The organism is Klebsiella grimontii (genome assembly GCF_042137965.1).
Classification (GTDB): domain Bacteria; phylum Pseudomonadota; class Gammaproteobacteria; order Enterobacterales; family Enterobacteriaceae; genus Klebsiella; species Klebsiella grimontii.
Window position 1 is genome coordinate 5,411,633 of record NZ_CP169721.1, and the last position, 16,647, is coordinate 5,428,279.

The following is a 16,647-nucleotide window of genomic DNA, read 5'->3' on the forward strand; positions in this document are numbered from 1 at the left end:
CCCGTCGGAGTTAGCACAATCTGGCGCCGGGTCTTACCCCGGCACCAGTGACCTGTTTGAGCGAGAGTTACTCGTCTTCCAGTTCGATGTTGATGCCCAGCGAGCGAATCTCTTTCAACAGTACGTTGAAGGATTCCGGCATGCCCGGTTCCATCTGATGGTTGCCGTCTACGATGTTTTTATACATCTTAGTACGGCCGTTCACGTCATCAGACTTAACGGTGAGCATTTCCTGCAGGGTGTATGCCGCGCCATATGCTTCCAGCGCCCACACTTCCATCTCCCCGAAGCGCTGACCACCGAACTGCGCCTTACCACCCAGCGGCTGCTGAGTAACCAGGCTGTAGGAACCGGTAGAACGCGCATGCATTTTGTCATCAACCAGGTGGTTCAGTTTCAGCATGTACATGTAGCCAACGGTAACCTGGCGCTCGAATTGCTCACCGGTACGACCGTCGAACAGGGTGATCTGGCCGGAAGTCGGCAGGCCACCAAGCTGTAACAGTTCCTTGATTTCAGACTCTTTCGCACCGTCGAAGACCGGCGTTGCGATCGGCATACCTTTTTTCAGGTTTTCAGCGAGACGCATAACTTCTTCGTCAGTGAAGGTATTCAGATCCACCTTCTGACGAACGTCGGTACCCAGATCGTAGGCACGCTGGATGAACTCGCGCAGTTTGGCGACTTCCTGCTGCTGTTTCAGCATGGCGTTGATTTTCTCGCCAATACCTTTCGCAGCCATACCCAGGTGGGTTTCCAGGATCTGACCGATGTTCATACGAGACGGTACGCCCAGCGGGTTCAGTACGATGTCTACCGGCGTGCCGTTTTCATCGTAAGGCATATCTTCGATCGGGTTGATCTTAGAGATAACACCCTTGTTACCGTGACGACCTGCCATTTTGTCACCAGGCTGAATCTGACGTTTAACGGCCAGATACACTTTAACAATCTTCAGCACGCCCGGTGCCAGATCGTCGCCCTGAGTGATTTTGCGGCGTTTCGCTTCGAGTTTTTTCTCGAACTCGTGTTTCAGTTCGTCGTACTGCTCAGCCAGCTGTTCCAGCTGATTTTGCTTCTCTTCGTCGGTCAGGCCCAGTTCCAGCCAGCGATCGCGCGGCAGCTTGTCGAGCTTCTCAGCTTCGATACCACCGGAGACCAGCACCGCGTAGATACGTCCAAACAGGCCGGCTTCGAGGATCTGCAGTTCTTCAGACAGGTCTTTTTTAGCCTGTTTGAGCTGCATCTCTTCGATTTCCAGCGCGCGTTTGTCTTTTTCTACGCCGTCGCGGGTAAAGACCTGAACGTCGATAATGGTACCGGAGACACCGTTTGGTACGCGCAGAGAAGAATCTTTAACGTCAGACGCTTTCTCGCCGAAGATCGCGCGCAGCAGTTTCTCTTCCGGCGTCAGCTGGGTTTCACCTTTCGGCGTAACCTTACCAACCAGAATATCGCCGCCGGTCACTTCCGCACCGATATAAACGATACCGGATTCATCCAGTTTAGAGAGCGCAGCTTCACCCACGTTCGGGATGTCGGCAGTGATCTCTTCCGGCCCCAGCTTGGTGTCACGAGACACGCACGCCAGTTCCTGAATGTGGATGGTGGTAAAACGGTCTTCCTGGACAACACGCTCGGAAACGAGGATGGAGTCTTCGAAGTTGTAACCGTTCCACGGCATGAACGCTACGCGCATGTTCTGACCGAGCGCCAGTTCACCGAGGTCGGTGGACGGGCCGTCAGCCAGCACGTCGCCGCGCTCAATTGGCTCGCCCAGAGAGACACACGGCATCTGGTTGATACAGGTGTTCTGGTTCGAGCGGGTGTACTTGGTCAGGTTATAGATGTCGATACCTGCTTCGCCCGGGTACATCTCGTCTTCGTTAACTTTAATAACGATACGGGAAGCATCCACGTACTGAACGGTACCGCCACGTTTAGCAACCGCAGTTACACCAGAGTCAACGGCAACAGCACGTTCCATACCGGTACCAACCAGCGGCTTATCAGCGCGCAGAGTTGGAACGGCCTGACGTTGCATGTTCGCACCCATCAATGCACGGTTGGCGTCATCGTGTTCCAGGAACGGGATCAGGGACGCACCGACGGAAACCACCTGCTGGGTGGATACGTCCATGTAGTCAACCTGGTCGCGGCTGAACAAGCTGGATTCGCCTTTACTACGGCAAGTAACCAGATCTTCTACAAAGTGGCCTTCGTCATCCAGGTTGGAGTTCGCCTGAGCGATAACGTAGTTGCCTTCTTCGATAGCAGACAGGTAATGAATTTCGTCGGTTACAACACCGTCGGTCACTTTACGATACGGCGTCTCAAGGAAGCCGTATTCGTTAGTCTGTGCGTACACGGACAGGGAGTTGATCAGACCGATGTTCGGACCTTCAGGCGTTTCGATTGGGCATACGCGACCGTAGTGGGTCGGATGTACGTCTCGAACCTCAAAGCCTGCGCGTTCACGGGTCAGACCGCCCGGGCCGAGTGCGGAGATACGACGTTTGTGCGTAATCTCAGACAGCGGGTTGTTCTGGTCCATAAACTGAGACAGCTGGCTGGAACCAAAGAACTCTTTCACTGCTGCGGAAATCGGCTTGGCGTTGATCATATCCTGAGGCATCAGGGTGTCCAGATCGCCCAGAGACAGACGCTCTTTCACCGCACGCTCTACGCGCACCAGGCCAACGCGGAACTGGTTTTCCGCCATTTCGCCTACGGAACGGATACGACGGTTGCCGAGGTGGTCGATATCATCGACTTCGCCTTTACCGTTACGGATATCAATGAGCTTCTTCATCACTTCGATGATGTCTTCTTTGCTCAGGATACCGGATCCTTCGATTTCGTCGCGCAGCAGAGAACGGTTGAACTTCATACGACCAACCGCGGACAGATCGTAGCGGTCTTCGGAGAAGAACAGGTTCTCGAACAGGCTTTCAGCCGCTTCGCGAGTCGGCGGCTCACCAGGACGCATCATGCGGTAGATCTCTACCAGCGCGCTCAGACGGTCATTGGTCGGGTCGACGCGTACAGTCTCAGACATGTACGGACCGTGGTCCAGATCGTTGGTGAACAGCGTTTCGATACGCTTATGGCCAGACTGGCTCAGCTTAGCCAGCAGATCCAGGCTCAGCTCCATGTTCGCTGGGCAGATCAGCTCGCCAGTAGATTCGTCGACATAATCTTTAGAGGCGACTTTGCCCGCAATGTACTCAACCGGAACTTCGATATGTTTGATATCGTCTTTTTCCAGTTGGCGAATGTGACGTGCGGTGATGCGACGCCCTTTCTCAACGTACACTTTACCGTTCGCTTCGATGTCGAAGGAGGCGGTTTCGCCGCGCAGACGCTCCGGAACCAGTTCCATCTGCAGCTTGTTATCGCGAATTTCAAAGACCACTTTCTCGAAGAACAGGTCAAGGATCTGCTCAGTGGTGTAATTCAGCGCGCGCAGGATGATGGTAGCCGGCAGCTTACGACGACGGTCAATACGGACAAACAGGTTGTCTTTCGGGTCGAACTCGAAGTCCAGCCAGGAGCCACGGTAAGGAATGATACGTGCGTTATACAGGACCTTACCGGAAGAGTGGGTCTTACCTTTGTCACTGTCAAAGAAGACGCCCGGGCTACGGTGCAGCTGAGAAACGATAACGCGCTCGGTACCGTTGATAACGAAGGTACCGTTGTCGGTCATGAGCGGAATTTCGCCCATGTAGACTTCTTGTTCTTTAATGTCTTTAACGGTGCCTTCCGGCGCTTCGCGCTCGTAGATCACCAGACGCAGTTTTACGCGCAGCGGTGCCGAGTAGGTCACGCCGCGGATCTGACATTCTTTAACGTCAAAAACCGGTTCGCCCAGACGGTAGCTGACGTACTGCAGCTCAGAGTTACCGCTGTAGCTTTTAATCGGGAATACGGAACGGAAAGCTGCTTCCAGACCATACTGCCCTTCAGGATCTTGCTCGATGAACTTCTGAAACGAGTCAAGCTGGATAGAAAGGAGATAAGGTATGTCCAGAACCTGCGGACGTTTACCAAAATCCTTACGAATACGTTTTTTCTCGGTATAGGAGTAAACCATAGGGTTCCTCAGCTCGCTGACAAGTCGACCCATCTGCCCACATAAGGCAGTTTTTTATGCAACACTATTTTGTTGACCGGAAAATGGAACACTTTCCGCAATACCTGTTTCTATCACGCTTAAACCATTTCATTGCGATTTACACAGCTCAGGAACCCTAACCTGTCGCAGTATATTAAGTCGTCTATAGAAACAAGCATTGTCAGGACAACCAGCAGTCAAACAGTGTGAAATTCTACTGGCGCCTTACAGCGCAAAAAGGCTGGTGACTAAAAAGTCACCAGCCATCAGCCTGATTTCTCAGGCTGCAACCGGAAAGGTTGGCTTATTTAACTTCAACTTCAGCGCCAGCTTCTTCCAGAGATTTTTTCAGTGCTTCAGCGTCATCTTTGCTCACGCCTTCTTTCAGAGCGGCCGGAGCAGATTCTACCAGGTCTTTAGCTTCTTTCAGACCCAGGCCAGTTGCGCCACGTACTGCTTTGATAACGGCAACTTTGTTAGCGCCGATACCTTTCAGAATTACGTCGAATTCAGTTTTTTCTTCAGCAGCTTCAACCGGGCCAGCAGCTACAGCTACAGCAGCAGCAGCGGAAACACCGAATTTTTCTTCCATTGCAGAGATCAGCTCAACAACGTCCATTACGGACATAGCGGATACTGCTTCAATGATTTGATCTTTAGTGATAGACATTTAAATTGTTCCTGAATATCAGAATAAGTTTATACGTAAGCGAATGCTTTACAAAGACAACTGCGATTAAGCAGCTTCTTTCGCATCGCGTACAGCAGCCAGAGTGCGAACCAGTTTGCCAGCCGAAGCTTCTTTCATGGTTGCCATCAGGCGTGCAATTGCTTCTTCGTAGGTCGGCAGAGTTGCCAGGCGGTCGATTTGCGACGCCGGGATCAGCTCACCTTCAAAGGCTGCGGCTTTGACCTCAAATTTTGCATTCGCTTTCGCGAACTCTTTGAACAGACGAGCGGCAGCGCCCGGGTGTTCCATAGAGTATGCAATCAGGGTCGGACCAACAAACGTGTCTTTCAGGCACTCGAAAGGAGTACCTTCAACGACGCGGCGCAGCAGGGTGTTACGAACAACACGCATGTATACGCCAGCTTCACGACCTGCTTTACGCAGTTCAGTCATTTTGTCTACAGTCACGCCACGGGAATCCGCAACTACTGCAGACAGCGCGCCTTTGGCTACTTCGCTGACTTCAGCAACAATCGCTTGTTTGTCTTGAAGATTTAAAGCCATTAGCTTTGCTCCTGGATGTTTGCCAGAGCTCATGCTCTGGAACTCACTTCACTCGACTCAAAGAGAAGAGCGTCTTAATACGGTGAGCAGAAACAAGCCAGAGTATCCAAAAATAATCTTAGCGTTCTGTCACCGTCTACGCAGGGCATTAAGTCTCTTGCGAAACACCTGCGGTCTTCGACGGAGGCCTGGATAGGCCAGGCTCCAACGAACAAATCTTTTTATCTGCTAACTTTCGTTAACAAACGTGGGGGTAAGATTGTAGACAAATTCACCGCCCACGTAAAGCTAATCTTAGTTCGCAGAAGCGCTCAGACCAGCCTGATCAACGGCAACGCCAGCACCCATGGTGGTGGAGATGCTGATTTTCTTGATGTACACGCCTTTAGCCTGAGTCGGTTTCGCTTTTTTCAGCGCAACCAGCAGAGCTTCCAGGTTTTCTTTCAGTTTATCAGCGTCAAAATCCACTTTACCGATGGTGGTGTGGATGATTCCGTTTTTGTCGTTACGGTAACGAACCTGACCTGCTTTAGCGTTCTTAACCGCTTCAGCAACGTTCGGCGTTACGGTACCCACTTTCGGGTTTGGCATCAGGCCGCGCGGACCCAGAACCTGGCCCAGTTGGCCAACAACGCGCATTGCATCCGGGGAAGCAATAACAACGTCAAAGTTCATTTCGCCTTTTTTGATCTGGTCAGCCAGATCTTCCATACCTACCAGCTCTGCGCCAGCAGCTTTAGCTGCTTCAGCGTTCGGGCCCTGGGCAAATACGGCTACGCGAACTGAACGGCCAGTACCGTGCGGCAGTACGGTCGCGCCACGGACGTTCTGGTCAGATTTACGAGCGTCGATGCCGAGGTTAACGGCAACATCAACGCTTTCAACGAACTTAGCAGTAGCCAGTTCTTTCAGCAGAGAGATGGCTTCGTTGATGTCGTACTGTTTGGTCGCATCAACTTTGTCACGAATCACGGACATGCGCTTGGTCAGTTTAGCCATTTCTTAATCCTCCACTACCAGGCCCATGGAACGTGCAGTACCTTCAATGGAGCGAGTCATCGCTTCAATGTCGGAACCAGTCATGTCGGCAGCTTTGGTCTGCGCGATTTCCTGCAGCTGAGCGCGGGAAATTTTACCTACTTTGTCTTTGTTCGGTTTACCGGAACCAGACTTGATACCTGCCGCTTTTTTCAGCAGAACTGCTGCCGGCGGAGTTTTGGTAACGAAGGTGAAAGAACGGTCAGCGTAAACGGTAATAACAACCGGGATCGGCAGACCTTTTTCCAGGGATTCAGTTTTTGCGTTGAACGCTTTGCAGAATTCCATGATGTTCACACCCTGCTGACCCAGTGCTGGACCAACCGGCGGACTCGGGTTTGCCATACCAGCTGCAACCTGCAGCTTGACATAGGCTTGTACTTTCTTAGCCATGTAAATTTCCTCGTTTGGGTGTAGCGCCTGAAAAGGCTCCCCGTGATAAATATCGCTTTATGGGAATCAGACCCATAAAAACAAAAGGCGCGAAATTGTATGTCAATTCCGCGCCTCATGCAACGATTAAAACGTTGCTTTTTTGATCGGCTGTTAGGCTTTTTCTACCTGAGCGAAGTCCAGTTCAACCGGCGTCGCACGACCGAAGATAGAAACGGACACTTTCAGACGAGACTTCTCGTAGTCCACTTCTTCAACCACACCATTAAAGTCGGCAAATGGACCGTCGCTAACGCGAACCATTTCACCCGGCTCAAACAGCGTTTTCGGCCGCGGCTTATCGCCAACCTGCTGCAGGCGGTTCATGATCGCGTCGACTTCTTTGTCACTGATCGGTGCCGGACGGTCAGACGTACCGCCGATGAAACCCATCACGCGCGGTACGCTGCGCACCAGGTGCCAGCTCGCGTCGTTCATCACCATCTGGACCAGCACGTAGCCCGGGAAGAATTTGCGTTCGCTTTTACGACGCTGGCCGCCGCGGATTTCGACCACTTCTTCGGTCGGCACCATGACTTCGCCAAACAGCTCTTCCATATTGTGTAATTTGATATGTTCACGCAACGAGGTAGCTACGCGACCTTCAAAACCGGAAAACGCCTGAACGACGTACCAGCGTTTTTTAGGAGCTTCAGACATCTCAGAACCTCAGGCCAGTGATAAAGGATACCAGGCGAACCAGAATACCATCCAGTCCCCACAGGATCAGTGACATTACGGCTGTCACTGCGGCAACAATCAGCGTGGTATGCAACGTTTCCTGGCGAGTCGGCCAGATCACCTTGCGGACTTCGGTTCTCGCTTCACGAGCGAAGGCGACTGTCGCCTTACCTTTTGTCGTTAACAGCGCGACACCGCCCGCTGCAGCGATCAGAATCACTACAGCCAGCGCACGCACTGCCAGCATAATGTCACGATAAAGGAAGTTGCCGACGATGGCCACGACCAGCAGCACGACTACGATTGTCCACTTCATCGCTTCGAGGCCGCGCCCGCTCCCTTGAGCTTCGGTATTCGCACTCATAAACCAACCTGTCACAAGAATTCAGACAAATAACTTCACCCCGCATGAGATGCGAGGCGACCAAACCGAAATGCTCTGCTGCGTTTCGGACTTAACGCCCTCTTCAGAGCCTGTCTCAGCAATGATTATGACCCAAAAAATCACTGATGAGCCAGGTTCTGGTGTGAAAGCGTGCAAAAAGGGCATCAAATGATGCCCTTTTATTGCGCATTGCGTCAAATGTTATCAGCAATTAGCCGAGAACTTTAGCAACCACGCCCGCGCCAACGGTACGGCCACCTTCACGGATTGCGAAACGCAGACCGTCGTCCATCGCGATCGGGTGGATCAGGGTAACAACCATTTTGATGTTGTCGCCCGGCATGACCATCTCTACGCCTTCCGGCAGTTCGATGGTGCCAGTCACGTCAGTTGTACGGAAGTAGAACTGCGGACGGTAGCCTTTGAAGAACGGAGTATGACGGCCGCCTTCGTCTTTGGACAGAATGTACACTTCAGATTCGAACTTGGTGTGCGGCTTGATGGAACCCGGCTTAGCCAGTACCTGACCACGTTCGATTTCTTCACGTTTGATACCACGCAGCAGAACACCAACGTTCTCACCAGCACGGCCTTCGTCCAGCAGTTTGCGGAACATTTCAACGCCAGTACAGGTAGACTTCGCAGTCTCTTTGATACCAACGATTTCAACTTCTTCGCCAACTTTGATGATACCGCGCTCTACACGACCGGTAACAACGGTACCACGACCGGAGATGGAGAATACGTCTTCGATCGGCAGCAGGAACGGCTTGTCAATCGCACGCTCTGGTTCCGGGATGTAAGAATCCAGGTAGCCAGCCAGTTCGATGATTTTCGCTTCCCAGTCTGCGTCGCCTTCCAGCGCTTTCAGAGCGGAACCACGAACGATCGGGGTGTCGTCGCCCGGGAAATCGTACTGAGACAGAAGTTCACGAACTTCCATTTCAACCAGTTCCAGCAGCTCTTCGTCATCAACCATGTCGCATTTGTTCAGGAACACGATGATGTACGGAACGCCTACCTGACGACCCAGCAGGATGTGCTCACGAGTCTGCGGCATCGGGCCGTCAGTCGCAGCAACAACCAGGATCGCGCCGTCCATCTGCGCAGCACCGGTGATCATGTTTTTAACATAGTCGGCGTGGCCCGGGCAGTCTACGTGCGCGTAGTGGCGAGTCGGGGTGTCATATTCAACGTGAGACGTGTTGATGGTGATACCACGAGCTTTTTCTTCCGGCGCGTTATCGATCTGATCGAATGCGCGAGCAGAACCACCGTAGGTTTTAGCCAGAACGGTAGTGATTGCAGCGGTCAGCGTTGTTTTACCATGGTCAACGTGGCCGATAGTACCGACGTTAACGTGCGGTTTTGTACGTTCAAACTTTTCTTTAGACATCGATTGTCCCTCTAAGACACGGATAAATCGGTGATATCACCACATCAACCGGGCAACATGCCCGACTTGTTGAATGCAATAAACTAGAGAGAAACAGGGGAGGAGAGATAAAGAAGTGGTGCTGATACCCAGAGTCGAACTGGGGACCTCACCCTTACCAAGGGTGCGCTCTACCAACTGAGCCATATCAGCACGTTTGGAGCGGGCAGCGGGAATCGAACCCGCATCATCAGCTTGGAAGGCTGAGGTAATAGCCATTATACGATGCCCGCATCCTGAAACTCGGCTACCCAGTTCTTTCTATAACAAAAAAAAGAGAAGCGTCTCTTTTTCTGTTTGAGCTGACCAGTTTAACCAATCAACTCTGGCTCCGCAAAGCGTTGCCGAAAGATGGTGGTGGGGGAAGGATTCGAACCTTCGAAGTCGATGACGGCAGATTTACAGTCTGCTCCCTTTGGCCGCTCGGGAACCCCACCAGGCACTTGATGGTGCCGACTACCGGAATCGAACTGGTGACCTACTGATTACAAGTCAGTTGCTCTACCTACTGAGCTAAGTCGGCATCAAGTAGCGCGCATTCTAGGGAGACCTGCGAGTTCATGCAACTAAAAAATTGCAGAAAATGTTCTATTGCTCACATTTTGTGCTCAAACGAGAAAAAATGGTGTAATTTCAAACAGGGCCGGACAAAAATACGCCAACCTTCTTCACAAATACGGTTAACGAGGAGGGCAAAAGGCATATCCAAACCGCGAAAGCGGCATCGATTCCTCACAGCCTCTCCATAAGATGCAATGAAAACTCACTGGCTTCTACCGAGGACTTTATATCCCCTTACCAAACCATTCATCTCTGTGATGCTACCTTTAGAAAGCATCATTCAATGAGTTTTTTTCTTATTATTCCGCGCAATCTGGTGTTACCCTCCTGCCCATTGTCCTGATTAACTAGTGTGAAGCACCCCGCCTTCATGTAATTCGGCGGTTGCAAGAGCATGCTTATGAGCCTAAAAGAGCAAACGTTAATGACACCGTATCTACAATTTAACCGCGACCAATGGGCTGCACTGCGTGATTCCGTTCCGATGACGCTAACAGAAGAAGAAATCACGCGGTTAAAAGGCATCAACGAAGATCTTTCCCTGGAAGAAGTTGCAGAGATTTATTTGCCGCTGTCGCGTTTACTCAATTTCTATATCAGCTCTAATTTGCGCCGGCAGGCTGTACTGGAACAATTCCTTGGCACCAACGGCCAGCGTATTCCTTATATCATCAGCATTGCGGGTAGCGTGGCGGTCGGGAAGAGCACCACCGCGCGCGTACTACAGGCGTTACTTAGCCGCTGGCCTGAGCATCGACATGTAGAATTGATTACGACAGATGGTTTTCTGCACCCTAACGCAGTATTGAAAGAACGTGGACTGATGAAGAAGAAAGGCTTCCCGCAGTCTTACGATATGCATCGCCTGGTTAAATTCGTCTCCGACCTGAAATCCGGTGTACCTGACGCTACGGCCCCGGTCTATTCACATCTCATTTATGACGTGATTCCGGATGGGGATAAGACGGTCACTCAGCCTGATATATTAATTCTTGAGGGATTAAATGTTTTGCAGAGTGGAATGGATTACCCTCACGATCCGCATCATGTATTTGTTTCCGACTTCGTTGATTTTTCAATTTATGTGGATGCGCCAGAAGAGTTGCTCAAAACCTGGTATATCAATCGTTTTCTGAAATTCCGCGAAGGGGCGTTTACCGACCCGGACTCTTATTTCCATAACTATGCTCAGTTGTCTAAAGACGAAGCTATTAATATTGCCACATCGCTATGGAATGAGATTAATCTTTTGAATTTAAAAGAGAATATCTTACCAACGCGTGAGCGAGCCAGCCTTATCATGACAAAAAGCGCAAACCACTCAGTCAATCAGGTGCGGTTAAGGAAATAAAAAGGGGAGCGCTGGCTCCCCTTTTTCATTCAGCGCCTCGCAATGAGATCTCACCGCCAATCCAGGGTTTTATCACCCCTTCTTGTTCCAGTAATAATGCGCCTTGAGCATCAATACCTCGAGAAATGCCAAAGATCTCTTTATCGCCAATAATAAGTTTAACCGGACGGTTAATAAAGTTATCGAGCTTTTCCCAGCGGCCCAGATAGGGCGCCAGACCCTCATTCTCAAAAAGTTTAAAACCTGCCCGCAGCTCTTTAATCAGACAAGCGGCTAACTGATTACGATCGATAGAGATCCCGGCCTCCTGCAGGCTGATCCAGCCCTGATTGACAACATCAGACTCCACGCGGCGCATCATGAGATTAATCCCCGCGCCGCTGACTATCTGTGCCGCATCGCCGGTTTTCCCCGTCAGTTCCACCAGGATCCCGGACAGTTTGCGGTCCTGCAAATAGAGGTCGTTCGGCCATTTCACCCGTACTTTATCCGCCCCCAGGCTCTGCAGCACCTCGGCAATGACGATCCCGATGACCAGACTCAAACCTATAGCCGCAGCAGGCCCCTGCTCCAGTCGCCAGTACATTGAAAGGTAAAGATTAGACCCAAACGGCGAGAACCACTTGCGCCCGCGGCGGCCGCGGCCAGCCTGCTGATACTCAGCCACGCAGGCATCACCAGATTGCAGTTCGCTGAGCCGGTCCAGAAGATACTGGTTCGTGGAATCTATCACCGGTAGTACGGTTACCCGACCATGCTCAATCTGCCTGGCGATCTGCTCTTCGTCCAGTAGCTGGATAGGCTCAGGGAGACTGTAGCCTTTGCCCGGAACGGTGAACACGTCGACTCCCCAATCACGCAACGTTTGAATATGCTTGTTGATCGCTGCCCGGCTCATTCCTAAACGCTCGCCAAGCTGTTCACCTGAGTGAAATTCAGCATCAGCCAGTATCGATATCAGCGTCAAAGGAACGGTGTAGTCTTTCATGCAATAGTCTCCTCGGCATTGACTTCACCCGTTTCGCCAATAAAGCGCACCTCCGGCTGTAGCCAAATATCAAACTTCTCACCAACCTGTTGACGTACGTAGTGAGCCAATTCAACCACATCTTCACTGGTTGCCTGATTATGATTGATTAATACCAATGCCTGCTGGCTATGTACCGCTGCGCCGCCCATGACTTTGCCTTTAAGCTGGCATTGATCGATAAGCCAGCCGGCGGCCAGCTTCATGCTGCCATCAGGCTGAGGATAGTGGGGGATGTTCGGATAGGCAGCCAGCAGTGCTTGAGCCTTGTCTACGCTAACGACCGGATTCTTAAAGAAGCTCCCTGCATTTCCATTCACTTTGGGATCGGGAAGTTTGGTCATGCGCATATGACATACGGCATCAAACACCTGCCGAGGGGTAACGGTTTGCGGATCAAGCCGGGTTAAATCGCCGTAGGTCAAAACGGGTTGCCACTCTTTTGGTAACATCAAACCAACGGCCACAATCGCGTAGCGATCTTGATATTCATGCTTAAAAATACTGTCCCGGTAGCCAAAACGACATTCCGCGGCGAAAAGGCGCAGTTTCTCACCAGTCGCTAACTCAACGCAATCGACGTACTGGCAAACCTTTTGTAATTCAACGCCGTAAGCACCAATATTTTGAATCGGCGAGGAGCCGGCGCAACCAGGAATCAGGGCAAGATTTTCCAGGCCAGGCATGCCGTTATTCAACGCAAACTGCACTAGCTGATGCCAGTTCTCTCCTGCGCCAACATGCAAATGCCACGCGTCTGGTGTTTCACTCACTTCGATTCCCATAATACGGTTAATAATCACCGTACCGGCATAATCCTTCAGGAACAGAACATTGCTTCCTTCACCAAGGATCAGGATTGGCTGGCGCTGTGCAGCGGCATTTTGCCAGGCATCCAGTAGCTGTTTTTCAGTTTCGGCGCGAACAATCGTTTTGGCAGAACGGTCAATACCGAAGGTATTCCAGGGCTTAAGTGAGTGGCTCATAATGGCTTCCAGATGCAAAATCTGCATTAGTTTACCGTATATAGCGAGGGAAGGCTTGCCTGAATGTCAGGGGGACCAGGAACCATGACGTTACCAAAGTCCAGTCATTCTCAGGCCACAAAAACGCAAAAAGCCCATCCGTCAGGATGGGCTCTTCACTTAATTGATGCCTGGCAGTTCCCTACTCTCACATGGGGAGACCCCACACTACCATCGGCGCTACGGCGTTTCACTTCTGAGTTCGGCATGGGGTCAGGTGGGACCACCGCGCTAGTGCCGCCAGGCAAATTCTGTTATCTGTATCAGGCTGAAAATCTTCTCTCAAATCCGCCAAAACATCTTCGGCGTTGTAAGGTTAAGCCTCACGGTTCATTAGTACCGGTTAGCTCAACGCATCGCTGCGCTTACACACCCGGCCTATCAACGTCGTCGTCTTCAACGTTCCTTCAGGACTCTCAAGGAGTCAGGGAGAACTCATCTCGGGGCAAGTTTCGTGCTTAGATGCTTTCAGCACTTATCTCTTCCGCATTTAGCTACCGGGCAATGCCATTGGCATGACAACCCGAACACCAGTGATGCGTCCACTCCGGTCCTCTCGTACTAGGAGCAGCCCCCCTCAATTCTCCAGCGCCCACGGCAGATAGGGACCGAACTGTCTCACGACGTTCTAAACCCAGCTCGCGTACCACTTTAAATGGCGAACAGCCATACCCTTGGGACCTACTTCAGCCCCAGGATGTGATGAGCCGACATCGAGGTGCCAAACACCGCCGTCGATATGAACTCTTGGGCGGTATCAGCCTGTTATCCCCGGAGTACCTTTTATCCGTTGAGCGATGGCCCTTCCATTCAGAACCACCGGATCACTATGACCTGCTTTCGCACCTGCTCGCGCCGTCACGCTCGCAGTCAAGCCAGCTTATGCCATTGCACTAACCTCCTGATGTCCGACCAGGATTAGCTGACCTTCGTGCTCCTCCGTTACTCTTTAGGAGGAGACCGCCCCAGTCAAACTACCCACCAGACACTGTCCGCAACCCCGATTAGGGGCCCACGTTAGAACACCAGCCATTAAAGGGTGGTATTTCAAGGATGGCTCCATGCAGACTGGCGTCCACACTTCAAAGCCTCCCACCTATCCTACACATCAAGGACCAGTGTTCAGTGTCAAGCTATAGTAAAGGTTCACGGGGTCTTTCCGTCTTGCCGCGGGTACACTGCATCTTCACAGCGAGTTCAATTTCACTGAGTCTCGGGTGGAGACAGCCTGGCCATCATTACGCCATTCGTGCAGGTCGGAACTTACCCGACAAGGAATTTCGCTACCTTAGGACCGTTATAGTTACGGCCGCCGTTTACCGGGGCTTCGATCAAGAGCTTCTCCTTACGGATAACCCCATCAATTAACCTTCCGGCACCGGGCAGGCGTCACACCGTATACGTCCACTTTCGTGTTTGCACAGTGCTGTGTTTTTAATAAACAGTTGCAGCCAGCTGGTATCTTCGACTGATTTCAGCTCCATGGGTAAACCACTTCACCTACATATCAGCGTGCCTTCTCCCGAAGTTACGGCACCATTTTGCCTAGTTCCTTCACCCGAGTTCTCTCAAGCGCCTTGGTATTCTCTACCTGACCACCTGTGTCGGTTTGGGGTACGATTTGATGTTACCTGATGCTTAGAGGCTTTTCCTGGAAGCAGGGCATTTGTCACTTCAGCACCGTAGTGCCTCGTCATCACACCTCAGCGTTGATAACGTTCCGGATTTACCTGGAACATCCGCCTACATGCTTAAACCGGGACAACCGTCGCCCGGCCAACATAGCCTTCTCCGTCCCCCCTTCGCAGTAACACCGAGTACAGGAATATTAACCTGTTTCCCATCGACTACGCCTTTCGGCCTCGCCTTAGGGGTCGACTCACCCTGCCCCGATTAACGTTGGACAGGAACCCTTGGTCTTCCGGCGTGCGGGTTTTTCACCCGCATTATCGTTACTTATGTCAGCATTCGCACTTCTGATACCTCCAGCAACCCTCACAGGCCACCTTCAACGGCTTACAGAACGCTCCCCTACCCAACAACACATAGTGTCGCTGCCGCAGCTTCGGTGCATGGTTTAGCCCCGTTACATCTTCCGCGCAGGCCGACTCGACCAGTGAGCTATTACGCTTTCTTTAAATGATGGCTGCTTCTAAGCCAACATCCTGGCTGTCTGGGCCTTCCCACATCGTTTCCCACTTAACCATGACTTTGGGACCTTAGCTGGCGGTCTGGGTTGTTTCCCTCTTCACGACGGACGTTAGCACCCGCCGTGTGTCTCCCGTGATAACATTCTTCGGTATTCGTAGTTTGCATCGGGTTGGTAAGTCGGGATGACCCCCTAGCCGAAACAGTGCTCTACCCCCGAAGATGAGTTCACGAGGCGCTACCTAAATAGCTTTCGGGGAGAACCAGCTATCTCCCGGTTTGATTGGCCTTTCACCCCCAGCCACAAGTCATCCGCTAATTTTTCAACATTAGTCGGTTCGGTCCTCCAGTTAGTGTTACCCAACCTTCAACCTGCCCATGGCTAGATCACCGGGTTTCGGGTCTATACCCTGCAACTTAACGCCCAGTTAAGACTCGGTTTCCCTGCGGCTCCCCTATACGGTTAACCTTGCTACAGAATATAAGTCGCTGACCCATTATACAAAAGGTACGCAGTCACCCCATAAAGAGGCTCCTACTGCTTGTACGTACACGGTTTCAGGTTCTTTTTCACTCCCCTCGCCGGGGTTCTTTTCGCCTTTCCCTCACGGTACTGGTTCACTATCGGTCAGTCAGGAGTATTTAGCCTTGGAGGATGGTCCCCCCATATTCAGACAGGATACCACGTGTCCCGCCCTACTCTTCGAGTTCACAGCCTGTGCGTTTTAGTGTACGGGAGTATCACCCTGTACCCTGCGACTTTCCAGACGCTTCCACTAACACACAAGCTGATTCAGACTCCGGGCTGCTCCCCGTTCGCTCGCCGCTACTGGGGGAATCTCGGTTGATTTCTTTTCCTCGGGGTACTTAGATGTTTCAGTTCCCCCGGTTCGCCTCGTTTGACTATGTATTCATCAAACGATAGTGCAACGAATTGCACTGGGTTTCCCCATTCGGACATCGCCGGCTATAACGGTTCATATCACCTTACCGACGCTTTTCGCAGATTAGCACGTCCTTCATCGCCTCTGACTGCCAGGGCATCCACCGTGTACGCTTAGTCGCTTAACCTCACAACCCGAAGATGTTTCGTGAAACATCATCGTGTCGCGAAAATTTGAGAGACTCGAACACACATTAACTGTGTGTCGTTTCAATTTTCAGCTTGATCCAGATTTTTAAAGAGCAAAACTTCGCAGTGAACCTTTTCAGG

11 protein-coding genes, 4 tRNA genes and 2 rRNA genes are annotated in these 16,647 nt (G+C 51.7%); 1 reads left to right on the plus strand and 16 read right to left on the minus strand.

The genetic code is table 11. The features are described from left to right. Window positions 1-67: 67 nt before the first annotated feature. From rpoB to ACE3MN_RS25390, 12 genes are all read right to left on the minus strand, one after another. Window positions 68-4,096: a DNA-directed RNA polymerase subunit beta gene (gene rpoB, locus ACE3MN_RS25335; RefSeq protein WP_024360687.1), complete on the minus strand. Its 4,029-nt coding sequence runs from the start codon at window positions 4,094-4,096 to the stop codon at window positions 68-70. A gap of 325 nt (window positions 4,097-4,421) precedes the next feature. Further along, the gene (rplL, locus tag ACE3MN_RS25340) at window positions 4,422-4,787 is read right to left on the minus strand and encodes a 50S ribosomal protein L7/L12 (protein WP_004097645.1); all 366 of its coding nucleotides are present in this window, start codon (window positions 4,785-4,787) and stop codon (window positions 4,422-4,424) included. A gap of 66 nt (window positions 4,788-4,853) precedes the next feature. Next, window positions 4,854-5,351, minus strand: a complete 498-nt coding sequence (rplJ, locus tag ACE3MN_RS25345) for a 50S ribosomal protein L10 (RefSeq protein ID WP_004097644.1) — start codon at window positions 5,349-5,351, stop codon at window positions 4,854-4,856. Window positions 5,352-5,645: 294 nt separating this feature from the next. Further along, complete coding sequence (gene rplA, locus ACE3MN_RS25350; RefSeq protein WP_004097642.1) at window positions 5,646-6,350, minus strand: 50S ribosomal protein L1; 705 nt, start codon at window positions 6,348-6,350, stop codon at window positions 5,646-5,648. Window positions 6,351-6,353: 3 nt separating this feature from the next. Next, window positions 6,354-6,782 carry a 50S ribosomal protein L11 gene (gene rplK / locus ACE3MN_RS25355; protein WP_004097640.1) on the minus strand — a complete coding sequence of 143 codons (429 nt, stop codon included), beginning with the start codon at window positions 6,780-6,782 and terminating at the stop codon, window positions 6,354-6,356. Between the two features lie 153 nt (window positions 6,783-6,935). Further along, complete coding sequence (gene nusG, locus ACE3MN_RS25360; RefSeq protein WP_002438628.1) at window positions 6,936-7,481, minus strand: transcription termination/antitermination protein NusG; 546 nt, start codon at window positions 7,479-7,481, stop codon at window positions 6,936-6,938. A gap of 1 nt (window position 7,482) precedes the next feature. Continuing rightward, window positions 7,483-7,866: a preprotein translocase subunit SecE gene (gene secE, locus ACE3MN_RS25365; protein ID WP_004097638.1), complete on the minus strand. Its 384-nt coding sequence runs from the start codon at window positions 7,864-7,866 to the stop codon at window positions 7,483-7,485. A gap of 232 nt (window positions 7,867-8,098) precedes the next feature. Further along, a complete protein-coding gene (gene tuf, locus ACE3MN_RS25370) occupies window positions 8,099-9,283 on the minus strand; it encodes an elongation factor Tu (RefSeq protein ID WP_004097636.1) in 1,185 nt (394 codons plus the stop codon). 116 nt (window positions 9,284-9,399) lie between these two features. After that, window positions 9,400-9,475 (minus strand) — tRNA-Thr (locus ACE3MN_RS25375). Between the two features lie 5 nt (window positions 9,476-9,480). After that, window positions 9,481-9,555 (minus strand) — tRNA-Gly (locus tag ACE3MN_RS25380). A 119-nt stretch (window positions 9,556-9,674) separates the two neighbouring features. Next, window positions 9,675-9,759, minus strand: a tRNA-Tyr gene (locus ACE3MN_RS25385). A 10-nt stretch (window positions 9,760-9,769) separates the two neighbouring features. Beyond that, window positions 9,770-9,845 (minus strand) — tRNA-Thr (locus ACE3MN_RS25390). Window positions 9,846-10,283: 438 nt separating this feature from the next. On the opposite strand from ACE3MN_RS25390, the gene coaA reads away from it, so the two are divergent. Beyond that, the gene (coaA, locus tag ACE3MN_RS25395; RefSeq protein ID WP_004127574.1) at window positions 10,284-11,234 is read left to right on the plus strand and encodes a type I pantothenate kinase; all 951 of its coding nucleotides are present in this window, start codon (window positions 10,284-10,286) and stop codon (window positions 11,232-11,234) included. Window positions 11,235-11,259: 25 nt separating this feature from the next. On the opposite strand, the gene birA is transcribed toward coaA, so the two are convergent. From birA to ACE3MN_RS25415, 4 genes are all read right to left on the minus strand, one after another. Further along, window positions 11,260-12,222 (minus strand): bifunctional biotin--[acetyl-CoA-carboxylase] ligase/biotin operon repressor BirA, encoded by a 963-nt coding sequence (birA, locus tag ACE3MN_RS25400; RefSeq protein ID WP_004127571.1) that lies wholly within the window; start codon window positions 12,220-12,222, stop codon window positions 11,260-11,262. After that, the gene (murB, locus tag ACE3MN_RS25405; protein WP_102650432.1) at window positions 12,219-13,247 is read right to left on the minus strand and encodes a UDP-N-acetylmuramate dehydrogenase; all 1,029 of its coding nucleotides are present in this window, start codon (window positions 13,245-13,247) and stop codon (window positions 12,219-12,221) included. Before murB ends, birA begins: the two co-directional genes overlap by 4 nt. Before the next feature lie 168 nt (window positions 13,248-13,415). Next, a 5S ribosomal RNA gene (gene rrf, locus ACE3MN_RS25410) occupies window positions 13,416-13,531 on the minus strand. Window positions 13,532-13,598: 67 nt separating this feature from the next. After that, window positions 13,599-16,505 (minus strand): 23S ribosomal RNA (locus ACE3MN_RS25415). Between the last annotated feature and the right edge of the window lie 142 nt (window positions 16,506-16,647).